This window comes from Streptomyces sp. NPDC030222, assembly GCF_055573115.1.
Genome location: NZ_JBVICA010000012.1, coordinates 98,988 through 115,047, shown reverse-complemented (window position 1 = coordinate 115,047; position 16,060 = coordinate 98,988). Strand labels below are relative to the sequence as shown.

Genomic DNA, 16,060 nt, shown 5'->3' with positions numbered 1-16,060 from the left:
TCCCGCCGCGTTTCCCTGCGCCCGTGGCACCCATGCCGTGTCGGCCGGGAATGGACACGAACGAGTCCGGCGTTGGTGGAGCCGCTCGCCGGATCGGTAGCGTGGGCAGCCGCATCTCCGCGGAGGCACGCATGGACGGGGTACGGGGCAGGCCGGCCGACGACGCCGGGGAGACCGGGGAATCCCGGCGCCCGACCGGGGAAACACCCGGGGAAACTCACGGGCACTCGCCCGGGGAATCCCCCGGGCACTTCGGGGCGGAACTCCGGCGCCTCAGAACCGCACGCGGCCTGTCCCTCTCCGCACTCGCCCGGCGCATCCACTACAGCAAGGGCTACCTCAGCAAGATCGAGAACGGTGCGAAGCCCCCCACCGCCGACATGGCGAGGCGCTGCGACGAGACACTGTCGGCGGGCGGCGCGCTCGTCCGCCTCGTACCCGGCGTACCGCACGCCCGGCAGTCCACGCCGGGAGAACCGTCCTGCCCCTACCGGGGCCTCGCTCCGTTCGGCCCGGAGGACGCCGACTGGTACTTCGGACGGGAGCGGGCGACGTCCGCCCTCCTGGACCGGCTCGCCGGGCGGGCGGGCGGGGGTCCGCTCGCCGTGGTGGCTCCCTCGGGCGCCGGCAAGTCCTCGCTGCTGCGGGCGGGTCTGCTTCCCGCCCTGCGCCGCGGCGCGCCGGGCCTGCCGGGTTCGGCGGACTGGCCGTCCGCGGTGTGCACGCCCACGGCGCACCCGCTCAAGGAGCTGCTCCGGGTGGTGGCCGGGGCCCTCGGCGAGGAGACCGGCATCACCCCCGAGCAGCTGCGCGAACAGCCCGGACTGCTCGCCCCGGCCCTCCGCCCGCGGCTCGGGGACGGCACACGGCTGGTCCTGGTCGTCGACCAGTTCGAGGAGACCTTCACCCTCTGCCGGGACGAGGCCGAACGGCGTGCCCTCTCCGCGGCGCTGAGCGCCATGTCCACCGGGCCGGACGCCCCCGCCGTCACGGTCATGGGGCTGCGGGCGGACTTCAGCGGCCGCTGCCTGGGGTACCCCGAACTGGCCGCCGTGTTCACCCAGGGGCTGTTCGTTCTCGCCCCGATGACGACGGAGGAGCTGCGCGACGCCGTCACCCGGCCGGCGGAGCGGGCCGGGCTCACCCTCGAACCGGGCGTGGTGGAACTGCTGTTACGCGACCTCGGCACCGGGGACGGCCCGCCGGCCGGCGCCCTGCCGCTGCTGTCCCACGCCATGCTGGCCACCTGGCGGGTGCGCAGCGGCCGCACCCTGACCGTGGCCGGGTACGAGAGCACCGGCGGCATCCTCGGGGCGGTCGCCCGTACCGCCGAGGACGTCTTCACCCGTCTGGAGGGGTCGGAACAGGAGGCGGCCAGACGGGTGCTGGTACGGCTGGTGCACATCGGTGACGGGGACGCGGAGACCCGTCGCCGGGCGGATCCCGGGCGCCTGTGGGCACAGGTGCCCGATCCCCGGGCGGCCGAGTCGGCGCTGGACGCCTTCGTCCGGGCGAGGCTGGTCACCGCCGACGACGACACGGTGCAGATCACCCACGAGGCGCTGCTGCGGGCCTGGCCCCGGCTGCGGGGCTGGATCCAGTCCAACCGGGCCGGTCTGCTGATGCACCAGCAGCTCGCGGACGCCGCGTCGGCCTGGATCCGGGAGAACCGTGACCCGGGACTGCTGTACCGGGGCAACCGGCTGGCCGCCGCCGACGAGTGGGCGGAACAGCGGGACGGCCGGGAAGTGCTGGATCCGCACGAGAGGGAGTTCCTCGAGACGAGCCGTGCCGAGGAGCACGGCCGGCAGGAGCGTGCGCGCCGTCAGGTGCGGACCCGCCGCCGGCTGACGGGCGTGCTGGTGGTGCTGCTCGCCGTGGCCCTGGCGGCGAGCGGGCTCGCCTTCCAGCAGCGGACCCGTGCCGTGGAGGAACGCCGTGTCGCGCAGTCGCAGGCCATGGCGGTCCGGTCCGGGGCACTGGCCGCCGGGCAGCCGGAGGCGTCGATGCTGCTGGCTGCCGAGGCGTACCGCACTGCGCCCACCACCGAGGCGCGCGGTGCGCTGCTCAGCACTCTTGCGCAGCCGTTCGCGGGCCGGCTGACCGGTCACACGGGGCCGGTGAACGGGGTGGCCTTCGCACCGGACGGCGGGCTGCTGGCGACGGGGAGCAGTGACGGCACGGTCCGGCTGTGGGGCGGCCGGGGGCACCGGAGGGCGGTCGCGTCCCTGACGGGGCACGGCGGTCCGGTGCTGGCCGTGGCGTTCGGGCGGAGCGGAAGGCTGCTGGCGTCGGCCGGCACGGACGGCACGGTCCGGCTGTGGCGGCTGCCGGACCGTCAGACGGCAGGCACGCTCTTCGGTCACGGCGGTTCGGTCCGCGCGGTGGCGTTCTCGCCGGACGGCCGCACGGTCGCCTCCGGTGGCGCGGACGGCACCGTGCGGCTGTGGGACGCGGACGACGGGAGGCTCCGGGCCACGCTGACCGGCCACACGGACGGGGTGCACGGTGTGGCGTTCTCTCCTGACGGCCGTGCCCTCGCCTCGGGTGCGGCGGACCGGACGGTGCGGCTCTGGGACGTCGCGTCCGGAGGGTCGCGGGCCGTCCTGAAGGGCCACGCGGACGGTGTGCTCGGGGTGGCGTACTCGCCGGACGGGCGGACCGTCGCCTCGGGTTCCGCCGACCGTACCGTGCGGCTCTGGGACACCGGGACGTTCCGGGTGCGTACGGTCCTGACCGGCCACAGCGACGACGTGAACGCGGTGGCGTACGACGGGGACGGCGGCACGGTGGTGAGTACCAGCGGTGACGGCACGGCGAGGCTGTGGGACACCGCGAGCCACCGGGTGACGGCCACGCTCACGGGACACACCGACTATGTGATGGCCGTCGCGGTCGGGCCGGGAGGGCTGCTGGCCACAGCGAGCTTCGACCAGTCGGTCGTGCTGTGGGACCCGGGCCGGTCGTCGCTGGCCGCCCGCCCGTTCGCAGAAGTGTGGCAGTCGGCGTTCTCACCCGACGGGCGGCTGCTCGCGGCGGCCGGCGCGGACCGCACGGTGCGGTTGTGGGACGTGCGGCACCGCCGTACGGTGTCGGTCCTGACCGGTCATCAGGGCTCGGTGTTCGGGGTGGCGTTCTCCCCGGACGGCCGGCTGCTGGCATCGGCCGGGGCGGACCGCACGGTGAAGCTCTGGGACACGGCACGACGGCGGCTGCTCACCACGCTGCCGGGACACACCGGCTCGGTGTTCGGGGTGGCGTTCTCCCCGGACGGGCGGCTGCTGGCATCCGCTGCGGCGGACCGCACGGTGAAGCTCTGGGACACGGCACGACGGCGGCTGCTCACCACGCTCACCGGACATCAGGACTTCGCCAACGCCGTGGCGTTCTCCCCGGACGGGCGGCTCCTGGCCTCCGGGAGCGACGATCTGACGGTGCGGCTGTGGGACGTCGCGGGCCACGAGGTGCGGACCGTGCTGAGGGGACACACCGGCGCGGTGCGGGGGGTGGCCTTCGCGGCGGGCGGACGGACGCTGGCCAGCGGCGGCAACGACGGGACCGTGCGGCTGTGGGACACCGCGCGGGGGCGCGCCGGGGCGACGCTCATCGGGCACAGCGGGGCGGTGCGTGCCGTGGCGTTCGACGCGGACGGGCGGACGGTGGCGAGCGGCGGCATCGACGGGACCGTACGGCTGTGGGACGTGGCCGGGCAGCGGCTCACGGCGACGCTTGACGGTCACGGCGGGGCGGTGTGGGGGGTGGTGTTCGAGCCGGGTGCCGGACGGCCCGTCAGCAGCGGCACGGACGGCACCGTACGGCTCTGGTCGACGGACCCGCGGCAACGGGCCGCCGGGATCTGTGCGCTGATCGGCGACGTCGGGAAGGCGCACTGGCAACGGCTGTTGCCGGGCCGCCCCTATCGCCCGGGCTGCTCGGCGTGACCGAGCGGCGGCGGTGACGGGGGTTTCCCGAGAGTTTCCCGTTTCCTGTCGTGGCGGGCGACGCGTGGGTCCTCGACACCCCCCGTCGTCACGGCCCAGGCTCGGAAGGGCCGGCAACCCGACGCGACCACGTCGGTGCCGGCGACAGCGAGCACGGGACAAGACGACGAGCACAACGAGCACGGGGACGAACGGGGATCGGGATGTCACGACCGAAGACACGGCGACCGGGGACGAGTCGGGGCGGCCGGCGGGCCGCGGCAGCCGCATCGGGGCTGCTGGCGCTGGCCGCCTGGACGACGGCACTGACGGTGCCCGCAGCGGCCGCCACCGTCTCCGTCCCGTCCGCGGCCACGGGGGGCGCGGACGGGACGGAGGATGCGGACGGTGAGTGCGGACTGCTCGCACCGGGGGCGTCCGCGGTCGCGGAGAAGGCCGTACGGGCCGCCTGCGGGCAGATCGGGGTCTGGTACACCTGGGGCGGCGGCCACGGCCCGCAGCCCGGGCCCACCTACGGCCAGGTCGACCCGACCGACCCGGCGAGCGAACACGACCCCGAGCGGCTCGGGTTCGACTGCTCGGGCCTGGTCCGCTACGCCTACGCGGAGGCGACCGGCCGGGATCCGCTGAGCGGCAACGCCCACCACCAGTTCCACACCCCCCACGCCACCGCGCGTTTCACGGCCGCTCAGGGGGCCGCGCCGCTGGTGCCCGGCGATCTGCTGGCCTACGGCAGCGGGGGCGGCATCCATCACATCGCCGTCTATCTGGGGGCGGGAAAGATGGTCGAGGCCCGCCAGTCGGGCACCCGCATCACGGTCTCCGACGTCCGGCTGGGCGGCGACTACGCGGGCGCCGTCCGGATCGACGGAGGCGCGCAGCAGGGCACGTTCAGCACCTGGGGCACGGACGTGTGGACGCACCGCGAGCCGTCCACGACCAGTCCACGGGTGCACAGGTTCGACGGCCCGACCGCGGTGCGGATCGAGTGCCAGAAGCACGCCGAGGCCGTGACCGCGGAGGGCATCACCAACGACGCCTGGTCCTACCTGCCGGACCACCGCGCCTGGATCACCAACATCTACATCAAGGGCCCGGCCTGGCTCGAGGGCGTGCCCACCTGCCGCTGACACCACGGCGGCCGCCGTCCCAGCCGACCGCGACGGGTCCGGCGGGACGGCCCTGGAAGACCACCACCCAACCGTCAATCGGGCTCCGTCCGGAGCCACTGCCGAGGAGGAAGCATGTCCGCACGCAAGAAGATCGCTCTGGGGCTGGCCGCCGTGGCGCTGTCCACGGGTCTCGCCACCACCGCAGTCCCCGCCTCGGCCGCACCGGCCGGCGCGGCCGCCGAATGCGGCGTCCGCGCGGACGGCAAGCTGTGGTGCGGCAACCGGGCCGGTGCGAAGGGATACGCGCACCGGTCCTACGGCTCCGCGGTGCGCGGTCCGCTCAACACCTCGTTCAGCTGGTTCGCGTGCTGGGGACGCGGCGACAACCACCCCGGCGGCAACAACGTCTGGTACTGGACGCAGCTCGACAACGGCCAGTGGGGCAATGTGCCCGCGGTGGACGTCCACACGTCCGTCGACCCGGCCCCGGGTCTGCGCGAGTGCTGAACCCCGCGCCCTGAGGGCCGTGGAGCACGAGGCATGAGGAAAGGGCCGTCCCTCCCCGCTCGGGAGGGACGGCCCTTCCGCGTCATGGGCCTTCAGCGGCCCTTCCGCGTCACGCCCTTTCGCGTCGGCCGATGGCCGGACCGTCAGAAGCCGTAGACGGTGCCGCCACCGCTCGCCTTCGTGCAGGCGTTGCCGAAGGTGTGGACGTGGGACACCCGCTTGCCCTGCCAGACGCCCTGGGCGGTGACGGTGACGGGGGCCCACTCCTTCGTACAGATCCCGACCGGCGCCGAGTCGATGAGGGCGGCGAAGTCGCCCTGGGTGCGGCGCAGTTCGGCGCAGGCGCCGGCGGGGTCGGGGTGGGTGCCGGAGGGCGTGGGCGCACAGCTCAGGGTGACGGCACGGGCTACCCGCGCGTTCTCGTCGGCGCCGTTGGCGACGGTGAGGACCAGCGCCGACGGGGAGTAGAGGCTCTTGGCCGTCGCCGGATCGGCGCTTGCGGCGTGGGAGCCGGTGCCCACGACTCCGTTGAGGACGAGGGCGGCTCCCAGAGCCAGGCCTGCCGCGACGTACCGCATATCGGATCCCTCCATGGGTTTGGTTTCGGAGAACGGACGCGAGTGTTTCCGACCGATGTGAAGAACGCACATCCAAGCGTTCGATTCAGGTCACCCAGTGCGACTGCACGACTGCATGTAGTGGCCGTCCCCATCTGCGAGAATCGGCGAGCCGCGAGCGGAGAGTCACAGGGAAGATGGCCAAAAGAAGGCAAGCAAGCCGACTGATTGGTTGATTTCAAGGCATACAAAACCTTGAACCTTGGATAACAAGTAGCGGCTTGCGATGAGTCCCTGCGCGCGGTTGTGCGCCCCGCCCCGTCGCCCCAGCATGGGGATGACGGCGACAGAGGTAGGTGCGATGAGCGCCCTGAACGAAGTGGGCAGCCGGTTCCGTGGCCCCCTGGACGTCACCACGGCGGCAGCCGTCGTCACGGATGCCCAGGACAGGATCATCGGGTGGAGCCCGGCTGCCGTGGCACTGCTCGGCTACCGCCAGGAGGACGTCCTCGGACGCGCCTTCGCCTCGCTGTGCTTCGACGAGCCGCCGGCCGGCGGCACGGGTGGTCCCGTCCCCGTCACCGTCGCCCGGGAGTCGCTCCGGCTCCGGCACCGGGACGGCAGCGCCGTATGGGTGGTCACCTCGGTCTGTCCGCTGGTGCACAGCGGTCCGCGGGACCCGGCACGCATCGTGCTGGCCGCCGCACTGGACTCGTTGCGCGAGTGGGAGACCGGCCAGGAACTGCTCCGCGGCCTCATCACCCAGTCGCCGGTGGGCCTGAACGTGTACGACAACGACCTGCGGGTCATCTGGGGCAACGCCTCGGCCGAGCTGGAGCTCGGCAGGCCGCTCTCCGAGTACGCGGGGGTGCACGCCGACGACCTCTACCCGGGCGGTGAGGTGTTGTCCGCGGAGCACTCGCCGAATCTGGGACAGGTCATGCGGGAGGTGCTGGACTCCGGCGAGCCGGTCTTCGACCTGCACTACCGGGCGCGGCTGCCCGCAGCCCCGGAACACGAACGCATCTGGTCCTGCGCGTACTACCGTCTCCAGGGCTCGCGCGGCGACATCCTCGGGGTCTGCGAGGAATCCGTCGACATCACGGACCGCTACCGTGCCGAGCAGCGGCTGGACCTGCTGGTCCGGGCCGGGCGGCGGATCGGTTCCACGCTGGACATGCGGCGGACGGCACGCGAACTGGTCGAGGTCACCGTGCCGGCGTTCGCGGACGCGGTCGTCGTGGACGTCCTGGAAGGCGTACTGGAGGGCAACCGCCCCTCGTCCCCTCCGTCGCTGCACCGGGGCGCGGCGGTGCGGATGGTGCGGGTGTGGGGGCGTACGGGCCTCGCCTCCCCCGTCCACGGGACCGGCGAGGATCCGGGGACCCGCGCCGAACGCCGCGAGGGGGAGCCCGAGGAGCCCGCGTGGCAGACCGTCGACTACGCCCCGACCTCGCCCCAGGCACGCTGTCTCACCTGGGGACACGCCGTCCTGGAACACCTTCCGGAGCAGTCCGCCGCCGCATCCGGGGGCTTCCACTCGCTGCTCGTCGCACCGCTCTCCGTCGAGGGGACGACGCTGGGACTGGTGACCTTCCTGCGCGCCGGTGACTCCGGACCGTTCGACGCCGGCGAACGGGAACTGGCCGACGAACTGGCCGCCCGCACCGCGATGTCCGTCGACAACGCACGGCGCTTCATCCGCGAGCACGCGGCCGCCCTCACCCTGCAGCGCAGCCTGCTGCCGCGCACCCTGGCACTGCAGTCGGCCGTCGAGACGGCCCGCCGCTACCGGCCGGCGGACGCCCGCGCGGGGGTCGGCGGCGACTGGTTCGACGTCATCCCGCTGTCCGGGACACGGGTGGCACTGGTCGTCGGCGACGTGGTGGGGCACGGCCTGTGGGCCGCCGCCACGATGGGCCGGCTGCGCAGCAGCGTACGGGCCCTGGCCCGGATGGACCTTCCGCCCGACGAACTGCTGACCCGGCTGGACGACCTCATCGCGCAGGCGGCGAAGGAACGGGAGGGCAGGCGCGACCACGAGGGTCCGCCGCCGTACGGCAGGCGTTCGCTCAAGGAGGCCGCGGCCGCCGAGGCCGACGACTTCGCGGGCAGCACCTGTCTGTACGCGGTCTACGACCCGGTGTCCGGGCTCTGCACCATGGCGAGTGCCGGGCATCTGCTGCCCGCGGTCGCCGATCCGCAGAGCGGCACGGTGCGCTTCGCGGAGCTGCCGCCCGGCCCGCCCCTCGGGGTCGGCGGGCTCCCCTTCGAGAGCATGGACCTGCGGCTGCCCGAGGGCAGCGTGCTGGCACTCTTCACCAAAGGGCTGGTTCACGGAGCGGACCGCGACGTGGACGTGCAGCTCGCTCGGCTCACCGACGTCCTCGGCGACTACGCGGACCCGCTGGAGACCCTGTGCGACCGGATGGTCGACGCCCTCCTGCCGGAGAAGTCGCCGGACGACGCGGCCCTGTTGATGGCACGCACCCGAAGGCTCGGCGCGGACCAGGTGAAGGTGTGGGACCTTGCCCCCGACACGGCGCTGGTGGCCGAGGCCCGTGGCGCGGCGGTGCGACAGCTGACCGAGTGGGGCCTGGACGAGCTGGCCTTCACGACCGAACTGGTCGTCAGCGAACTGGTCACCAACGCCATCCGGTACGCGGCGGGCCCGGTCCAGCTGCGGCTGATCCGCGACCACGCGGTGCTCATCTGCGAGGTGTCCGACACCGGACACACCTCCCCCCATCTGCGGCGCGCCGCGACCGACGACGAGGGCGGGCGAGGGCTGTTCCTGATCGCCCAGATGACGGACCTGTGGGGCACCCGCTACACCGGCAACGGCAAGACCATCTGGGCCGAGCAGGAAATCCCCGCGGCGGACATGCCCTTGGGAGCAGCGGCCTGACCGGCACGAGTCCGCGGGGTGCGACGGGCATGTGTGCCGCGGCCGGCGGGGTGCCGGGCGTGGCCGTGGTGGGCAGGGGCCTGGGCGTGGCCGCGATCAGCCGGGTCCCCGGAGCCTGCCCGCGGCCGGCGGGGGTCCCGGAGCATGCCCGCGGCCGACGTGGTCACGGGGCGTACCCGCGGTCGGCGCGGTCACGTGCGCACGAGACCGGCACGGTCCCGTAAGGGTGATTCCCTGACGATTCTCGCATTCCACCCCGGGAGTGCGTGCCCCCACAGGGTGTTCTAGCGTCGTAGGAGAGGGTGATCGATGCCGGGCGGGGGGCTTCGGGGGAAGGCGCACACCACCCGTACCGCGGGCTCAGTGAACCGCCTGCCCGTCCCCAGGGAATCCGCTCTCGGGGTGCTCGCCCGGCGCCGCTCCCGCGCGCGGTTCCGCTCCTGCGTGATCGCGCGACCCGACCGAGAGAGCAGGTGCAATCCCATGCGTCCTTCGGCTCGTATCACCGGTGTCCTCGCCGGCCTCGCGATCGCCCTGGGTGGCGCCGTGACCGCGGCTCCCAGCGCCCACGCGGACCTGGCGGCCTGTGAGAACTACGTCGAGGGTTCGGGCGTCATGGTCACCGACCCCGTCCGAATGGCGTGCTACGTCGGCCTGGTGGGCGACCAGAACGGCTGTGCCGACGCCCTGACCCAGATCGGCGTGACACAGGCCGCCGCAACCGAGGCGTGCCGCCAGGCCCCCCGGTAGTCACCGGGGCCGTATCCCTCCTGGCGAGCAGACCGCCCCAGTGGGTGGCCGAACCGAAGCACTCGGTCGCACATGTGACGCAGCGCTGTCGACGGCGGGCCGGGCACCGCGCCCGGCATGCTCGACCGGCGGCGAGCCGGCCGCACCCGTGCCCCGCCGCGCGCTGTGGTGCGCAAACCGGTGCGGGTGGCCACCGACGTACCGGTGCCGTCCGGTTCGGTCCAGCCCGGCCACGGGTCGGCGTGGTCCCGGAGCGCACGCTGCGAGATCACCGTGCGGTCCCCCTGGCGCCGGAAGGCCACCCGTGCCACCCGGACGTCCTACTCCTCCTCGTCCGTGTCCGACGGCCGGCGGAAGGCGGCTCGGACGCGGCGCAGAAAGAGGTACACCCGCGGGTGGCGCGCATGCGCCTCGCGGGCGTGCCGGTCCAGCTCCTCGACCAGCCGCTCGGAGCGCTTCTCCACGCCCAGTTCGTCGATGACGCGGTCCGCCTCGGCAAGCAGCGCTCCGTGAAGCTGCCATTCACCCGGATAGGCACGGACCCGTTCCAGGAGGAGCAGGGCGACCCGGTCCCGGCTCCGCCGCGCCTCATTGAGCTCCTCCGCGAGCCGCGTCTCGGCCTCCGCGGCGTTCTCGCTGACCTGCGCGGTGATGAGCACCGCGAAGCTCTCGACGGCGACCGCCATGTGAGCGAACAGGTCCTGGAGCGCCTCGGTGATGTCCGGCGGGAACAGCGACTCCTCCGTCCGGGCCTTGGCGAGGTCCGTGAGCGTCCGGCAGGAGACGCGCAGCACCACCGCGCAGATCTCCAGGGTGTCCAGGCCGGTCCGCAGCACGAGCCCGTAGAGCAGGCCCTCCTTGATCCTGGGGTTGAGCCGCAGGCTGTCCTCGGCCTGCCGGAGCGCGGCGTCGACCTCGACGATGTCGTGGTCGAGGCGACGGGCCTCGTGCAGCCGGGCGGCCGCCTCCGCCACCGGGGTGTGTCCGGTCAGTTCGTCGCCGATGTGCCGGAGCAGCCGCTGCATCCGGCCCGCGAGGTCCGTGATCGCGTCGCTTGCCGATCCGACGTACACCGGCGGGGCGAACAGCACGTTGAACAGCAGTCCGACGACGGCGCCGATCAGGGTCTCCAGGACCCGGTTCCAGGCCGTCTCCCCCACCCTCGTCACCCCGAGGACCAGCATGGCGCTGATCGCGACCTCGGGGACGAACTCGCCGACCTTCACGAACCGGCCGACGACCAGGGACGCCAGGATGATCAGCCCGAGGCTCCACCAGGTCAGCCCCACGAGCGCGCTGAAACCGATCGCGATCACGACCCCCGCGACGACCGAGTTCACCCGGCGGATGCCGGTGGTGAGGGTGGAGTAGAGGGTGACCTGGACGACCAGCAGCGCGGTGAGCGGTGCCGTCAGGGGGGCGGGTTCGCTGCTCAGCCAGAGGGCGACGACGTAGGCGATGACGGCGGCCGCGGTCGACCGGACCGTCTGCACGACAGCGGGCTCGTTGTGGCGGCGGACGAGGTCGCGTAGGGGAACGGTTGCTTCCGGCATGCTCTGGCCCCTTCCCCGTGGCGTGGGGGCGAACGCCGGCCGGCCGTCCGGTCACCCGGGCCGCCTAGGCTGGACGGGACCGGCACAGTGCAGCGGTTTCTCCACTCCTGGAGGGCAGGCAGATGACCGAACGCAAACCGCCCGGTGTCAGCTTCGAGTCATGGGTAGACCGGCAGATCCGCACCGCACAGGAGCGCGGCGAGTTCGCCGCGCTGCCGGGCCTGGGCCAGCCCCTGGCCGGGCTGGACCGGCCGTACGACGAGGACTGGTGGATCAAGGACAAGATGCGGCGCGAGCACCTGTCGTGCCTTCCCCCGGCGCTGCGGCTCCGCAAGGAGGCGGAGGACGCCGTGGCCGCGGCCGAGGAGGCACGGACGGAGCCGGAGGTGCGCCGCATCCTCAGGGAGATCAACGAGAAGATCGAGGCGGCCGCGCGACGGCCCCCGCCGGGCCCCCTGCTCGGCCTGCACCCCCTCGACGTCGAGGAGGCCGTGACCCGGTGGCGGAAGCGGCGGGCGGACGGCTGAGCCGGCCCGGCGGTCCGGCCCCGGACGGCCGCGCACGCCTGAACCTGAACCGAGCGCCTGAACCGGTGGTCGCCCGCCCGTCCGTTCGGCCGCACACCGTCCACCGGTGGACGGGCCCGTGCCCGCCTCGGAATGCGGGGACGTGGGGCAGATGGAACGCTGGCCAGGGTGATCCCGTGCGGACGGGCGCGCGGCGGCCGCGTCCGTACGGCCCTGAGACAGCGGAAGCGAGGTGACAGGTCATGCCGGCCTCCGACCGCGCGACTCCGGGCACGCCCTGCTGGGTGAGCCTGCAGACCGGTGACATGCAGGCCGCACAGGACTTCTACGGCGCCGTCATGGGCTGGACGTTCCGTCCCGGGGCGCTCGGCGAGGACTTCTGTCTCGCGCTGGCCCGCGGCAAACCGGTCGTCGGCATCGGCAGCATCGCGCGCACCATGGGGGTCGCCGTCTCGTGGACGACGTACTTCTGTGTTCCGGACGCCGACCAGGCGGCGGTACGGGTCCGCGAGCGCGGGGGCACCGTGGGTGTCGGGCCGCTGCGGTTCGGGCGCGGGCGCGCCGCGCTGGCCGCCGACCCGGCCGGGGCCCTGTTCGGGTTCTGGGAGGGCGAGCTGCTGCGGGGCTGGCGGATCGGCCGGCCTCCGGCGCCGGCCTGGCTGGAGCTGCGCACCCGTGACGCGTTCGCCTCCGCCGTGTTCTACGCGGAGGTCTTCGACTGGGACAGCACGCCGGGCCTGGACGTGCACTACGAGAACGGCTCGGTGAAGCTGGAGGACGACGGCGACGCGGTCGCCGGGGTGTCCGGGGGCGCGATCGAGGCGGCGCCCGACCCCAGGGTGCGGCCCCGGTGGCATGTGTACTTCCGGGTCGCCGACGTCGCAGCGGCGGTCCGGGAGGCGCTCGCTCTGGGCGGGTCGCTCGTGGACGACCTGCGCACCAGCCGGTCGCGGCAGGAGGCGGCGCTGCGCGACCCGGAGGGCGGGATGTTCATCGTCACGGAGGAGACGGAGTTCTAGACGGTTCCAGACGAGGCCGGCGGCTTCCCGGAACCGGTCCCGCCAGGCGCGGCGTCCTCTGTACGATCACCCGCATCAGGGGGTTGACCAGGGGGGGCGCTTTGCACGTCAACGTCATGCGTACCACAGGGAGTCGGAGAACCGCGGCGGCCGCGCTGACGGCCGCCGCGGTACTGCTCGGCGGATGTTCCGCGGACGGGGCGGGGGATTCCGCGAAGGCGAAGGATCCGGCCGAAGCGGCGACCGCGTCCCCGTCGGCGGCATCCGGCACGCCGGCGGCCGGAGGTGCTCCGGGCAGCCGGTCCCCGACGGCCTTGCCCTTCACCGCCGATCCGGCGCGGGTGCCGAGGACGGCAGCCCAGGGAGAGGCACTGGTGGACGCCGTGGCCTTCCGGCCGGGCGACTGGGGGCCGGGGTTCGTCGCGCAGTCGCCGGCGCAGAGCGTGCCGAGGACCGTCGCCGTACTGGACACGCAGTGCCAGTGGCAGCGGGAGGCCCTGCCGAAGGGGGCACTGGCCAGCCTGTCGCGGTACGCCGAACTGCCCGCCGCCGGCGGCAAGGGAACGACCAGGGTCACGGCGGTGGTGACGGTCCACACGTCCGCCGTGGACGCCGACCAGCAGCTCTCCACGACGCTGGAGGAGGTCCTGCGCTGCCCGGAGCAGCGGGTCCGCAGCACCGAGCGGATCACCAAACTCGCCTCCGCCGCAAGCCCGTTCGGGAAGCGCAATCAGACGTACGCCGATGACGCGGTGTTCGAGACCGGCGAGTACGTCACGGAGGACGGCGTCACGCATCCGTACCTCTGGAACGTCGTGCGGCTCGGCTCGGTGACCGTCGGTGTGTCGGTCAAGGGCGGCAAGGGCTACACGCAGCAGCAACTCAACGACTGGCTCAGCCGGGGGATCACGCAGATGCTGACCCGCGTCCAGCTTCGGCTCGGAGGGAAGCGCTGATGGATCCGTTGCGTTCATCCGACCCCTCGCGTATCGCGGACCACCGCCTCCTCGGCCGGCTCGGCGCCGGCGGCATGGGCGTGGTGTATCTGGCGCGATCGTCCGGCGGCGCCCTGGTGGCACTGAAGGTGCTGCTGGGCGAGTTCGCCGACGACGGGGACTTCCGGGACCGGTTCCGCCGCGAGGTGGAGGTCGCGCGACGCGTCTCCAGCCCGTGGGCCGTGGAGCTCGTCGACGCCGGGCCGGACGCGGACGCGCCGTGGCTCGCGACGTCGTTCGTGCCGGGCCCCTCGCTGGCGGAGGCCGTCGCCGCCCACGGTCCGCTGACGGCACACGGGCTCCGGGTGCTCGGCGGCCGGCTCGCCGAGGCGCTGGCCGAGGTGCACGGCGCGGGACTCGTGCACCGGGACCTCAAGCCCGGCAACGTGCTGCTCGCCCATGACGGACCCCGGCTGATCGACTTCGGTATCGCCCGGGCGCCCGAGGACACCGCGCTCACGGCGACGGGCATGGTGGTGGGCACGCCCGGCTATCTGTCGCCCGAGCAGGCGGACGGCCGGGGCGGTGCGACGATCGGCCCGCCGAGCGACGTCTTCTCGCTGGGCTGCGTCCTGGCGTTCGCGGCGACCGGGCGGCCCCCGTTCGGTACGGGCGCGGTGGACGCGCTGCTGTACCGGGCCGTGCACGACGAGGCCGATCTCGAGGGCGTACCGGAAAGTGTGCTCGCAACCGTCCGGCAGTGCCTGGCGAAGGAGCCGGACCGGCGGCCCACGGCCGCCGCCCTGGTGGACGCGCTGTCCGAGGACATGTCCGGCGCGGACGGGGCGGGTTGGCTGCCCGAGCCTGTCGCCCGGCTGATCGCCGAACGGTCCGCGGCCGCGCTCGAACTGCCCGGGATCGACGAGACGGAGGTCGGCACCGAGGGCCTGGCCGCAGAGCCCTCCTCCGCTGCCGCGCCGGAGGACGGCGGCCCCGCGGACGTCCCGCTGGGGGCCACCCCGGCGGCCGGTGTCCCGACCGGCGGCGGCCCCAGCAGGCGGCGCTTCCTGCGCTACGCGGGCGGGGGTGCCGCCGCGCTCGCGGCCGGCGGCGGGGCAGCCGTCTGGGCCGTGAGCGGGGACGACGCGCCGCCGCGGAAGGCCGCCGCCGCGCGCCGCCCGCTGCAGACGATCGCCCTGCACGGCGATCTGTCGGGCGACCAGAAGGCCTCCGGCAGGGCGCAGGAGCGCGGACTCCGGCTCGCCGTCGAGGAGTTCAACGCCCGCGAGGACCGGCCGTTCGAACTGGCCGTCAAGGTGTCGGACGACAAGGGCGATCCGGCGTCCGCCCGGCGCGTCGCCAGGGAGCTCGCCGGCGACCCCTCCGTCATCGCCGTGGTCGGGCCCACCACCGACGCGGCCGCGGACACCGCCCTGCCCGTGTACGACGAGGCACTGCTGCCGGTCGTGGCCGTCTCACCGGGGGCGATCATCCTGGAAGGCCTGGGATTCCGCTCGTTCCTCCACGCCCGGCTGCCGGACACCCTGATGCCGTTCTTCCTCAGCGGCTATCTGCGGAAGACGGCGAAGTCCCGGAAGATCGGGATCCTTTCCGACCGTGCGGCCGACGCCTACGGTCGGGAGATCACCAGTCCGCTCAGCCAGTTGCTGCAGAAGGACCGCTTCCCGTCGGTGCCGAAGGTGGTCAGTGCCCTGCAGAGCGACTTCGGTCCCGCGTACGACGCGCTCGTGGGGGCCGGTGCCGACTCCCTGGTCTTCGCCGGCTACCACGACCGGGCCGCGTCGTTCGCCCGGACGCTGACCCAGCGGGGATTCCGCGGCGCCCGGGCCGCCGCACAGGGTGTTCTCGACGAACGGTTCCTGTCCGCTGCCGGGGAGGCGGCCGAGGGCTGGGCGGTCGTCGCCCCCGTCGTCGACGCCTCCCTGAAACCGGAGGCGACGGCCTTCGCCGACGCGCACCGCAAGAGGTTCGGCGAGGCGCCGGCGCGGTACTCCGCCGAGGCGTACGACGTCACGAACATGATCCTCCTCGCCCTGGCGGGGCTTCCCAGGAACCGCCGGAACCGCAAGGAGCTCACGGCGGCGACGCACGCGGCGAAGCATCGGGGCATCACCAGGAACTACGCGTTCCGGGAGAACGGCCAGATGGTCGTCGACGGCACGGGCGGCTACCTCTGGCAGGTGCGGGGCGGACGCTTCGTCTACCTCGGTCCCGCACCGCTGTAGGCCGT

Annotated in this window: 11 protein-coding genes; 9 read left to right on the top strand and 2 right to left on the bottom strand. The window is 73.6% G+C overall.

The genetic code is table 11. The features are described 5' to 3' along the window. Positions 1-101 precede the first annotated feature (101 nt). The 3 genes from ACZ4Z5_RS19055 to ACZ4Z5_RS19045 all read left to right on the top strand — a co-directional run bounded on the left by ACZ4Z5_RS19055 (position 102) and on the right by ACZ4Z5_RS19045 (position 5,560). Positions 102-3,941, top strand: coding sequence for an nSTAND1 domain-containing NTPase (locus ACZ4Z5_RS19055; protein WP_468264091.1), 3,840 nt, complete (start codon positions 102-104; stop codon positions 3,939-3,941). Positions 3,942-4,144: 203 nt separating this feature from the next. Further along, positions 4,145-5,071, top strand: a complete 927-nt coding sequence (locus ACZ4Z5_RS19050; protein WP_468264089.1) for a C40 family peptidase — start codon at positions 4,145-4,147, stop codon at positions 5,069-5,071. A gap of 114 nt (positions 5,072-5,185) precedes the next feature. After that, on the top strand, positions 5,186-5,560 hold the full coding sequence (locus ACZ4Z5_RS19045; protein ID WP_468264086.1) for a hypothetical protein: 375 nt from the start codon (positions 5,186-5,188) through the stop codon (positions 5,558-5,560). A 143-nt stretch (positions 5,561-5,703) separates the two neighbouring features. Here the strand turns inward: ACZ4Z5_RS19045 and ACZ4Z5_RS19040 are convergent, their stop codons facing one another. Continuing rightward, positions 5,704-6,153 (bottom strand): subtilase-type protease inhibitor, encoded by a 450-nt coding sequence (locus ACZ4Z5_RS19040; protein ID WP_468264084.1) that lies wholly within the window; start codon positions 6,151-6,153, stop codon positions 5,704-5,706. Between the two features lie 325 nt (positions 6,154-6,478). On the opposite strand from ACZ4Z5_RS19040, the gene ACZ4Z5_RS19035 reads away from it, so the two are divergent. Both ACZ4Z5_RS19035 and ACZ4Z5_RS19030 read left to right on the top strand, forming a co-directional pair. Continuing rightward, complete coding sequence (locus ACZ4Z5_RS19035) at positions 6,479-9,025, top strand: SpoIIE family protein phosphatase (RefSeq protein ID WP_468264082.1); 2,547 nt, start codon at positions 6,479-6,481, stop codon at positions 9,023-9,025. 483 nt (positions 9,026-9,508) lie between these two features. After that, complete coding sequence (locus ACZ4Z5_RS19030) at positions 9,509-9,775, top strand: hypothetical protein (protein ID WP_468264079.1); 267 nt, start codon at positions 9,509-9,511, stop codon at positions 9,773-9,775. A 320-nt stretch (positions 9,776-10,095) separates the two neighbouring features. Here ACZ4Z5_RS19030 and ACZ4Z5_RS19025 read toward each other — a convergent pair whose 3' ends face one another. Next, positions 10,096-11,328 (bottom strand): FUSC family protein, encoded by a 1,233-nt coding sequence (locus ACZ4Z5_RS19025; RefSeq protein WP_468264076.1) that lies wholly within the window; start codon positions 11,326-11,328, stop codon positions 10,096-10,098. Positions 11,329-11,450: 122 nt separating this feature from the next. Here ACZ4Z5_RS19025 and ACZ4Z5_RS19020 point away from each other — a divergent pair, with 122 nt between their 5' ends. The 4 genes from ACZ4Z5_RS19020 to ACZ4Z5_RS19005 all read left to right on the top strand — a co-directional run bounded on the left by ACZ4Z5_RS19020 (position 11,451) and on the right by ACZ4Z5_RS19005 (position 16,055). Further along, positions 11,451-11,855 carry a DnaJ family domain-containing protein gene (locus ACZ4Z5_RS19020; RefSeq protein ID WP_468264074.1) on the top strand — a complete coding sequence of 135 codons (405 nt, stop codon included), beginning with the start codon at positions 11,451-11,453 and terminating at the stop codon, positions 11,853-11,855. A 242-nt stretch (positions 11,856-12,097) separates the two neighbouring features. Further along, a complete protein-coding gene (locus tag ACZ4Z5_RS19015; protein ID WP_468264072.1) occupies positions 12,098-12,874 on the top strand; it encodes a VOC family protein in 777 nt (258 codons plus the stop codon). A gap of 116 nt (positions 12,875-12,990) precedes the next feature. Continuing rightward, complete coding sequence (locus ACZ4Z5_RS19010) at positions 12,991-13,830, top strand: hypothetical protein (protein ID WP_468264069.1); 840 nt, start codon at positions 12,991-12,993, stop codon at positions 13,828-13,830. Next, entirely contained in the window at positions 13,830-16,055 is a 2,226-nt protein-coding gene (locus ACZ4Z5_RS19005) for a bifunctional serine/threonine-protein kinase/ABC transporter substrate-binding protein (RefSeq protein WP_468264066.1), read from the top strand. The genes ACZ4Z5_RS19010 and ACZ4Z5_RS19005 overlap by 1 nt, the downstream gene beginning before the upstream one ends. The last annotated feature ends 5 nt before the right edge of the window (positions 16,056-16,060 follow it).

Bases quoted from the DNA above. Each gene is read 5' to 3' on its own strand.
- ACZ4Z5_RS19040 (WP_468264084.1), bottom strand. From the start codon at position 6,153: ATGGAGGGATCCGATATGCGGTACGTCGCGGCAGGCCTGGCTCTGGGA.
- ACZ4Z5_RS19035 (WP_468264082.1), top strand. From the start codon at position 6,479: ATGAGCGCCCTGAACGAAGTGGGCAGCCGGTTCCGTGGCCCCCTGGAC.
- ACZ4Z5_RS19015 (WP_468264072.1), top strand. From the start codon at position 12,098: ATGCCGGCCTCCGACCGCGCGACTCCGGGCACGCCCTGCTGGGTGAGC.
- ACZ4Z5_RS19030 (WP_468264079.1), top strand. From the start codon at position 9,509: ATGCGTCCTTCGGCTCGTATCACCGGTGTCCTCGCCGGCCTCGCGATC.
- ACZ4Z5_RS19005 (WP_468264066.1), top strand. From the start codon at position 13,830: ATGGATCCGTTGCGTTCATCCGACCCCTCGCGTATCGCGGACCACCGC.
- ACZ4Z5_RS19010 (WP_468264069.1), top strand. From the start codon at position 12,991: ATGCGTACCACAGGGAGTCGGAGAACCGCGGCGGCCGCGCTGACGGCC.
- ACZ4Z5_RS19025 (WP_468264076.1), bottom strand. From the start codon at position 11,328: ATGCCGGAAGCAACCGTTCCCCTACGCGACCTCGTCCGCCGCCACAAC.
- ACZ4Z5_RS19050 (WP_468264089.1), top strand. From the start codon at position 4,145: ATGTCACGACCGAAGACACGGCGACCGGGGACGAGTCGGGGCGGCCGG.
- ACZ4Z5_RS19020 (WP_468264074.1), top strand. From the start codon at position 11,451: ATGACCGAACGCAAACCGCCCGGTGTCAGCTTCGAGTCATGGGTAGAC.
- ACZ4Z5_RS19045 (WP_468264086.1), top strand. From the start codon at position 5,186: ATGTCCGCACGCAAGAAGATCGCTCTGGGGCTGGCCGCCGTGGCGCTG.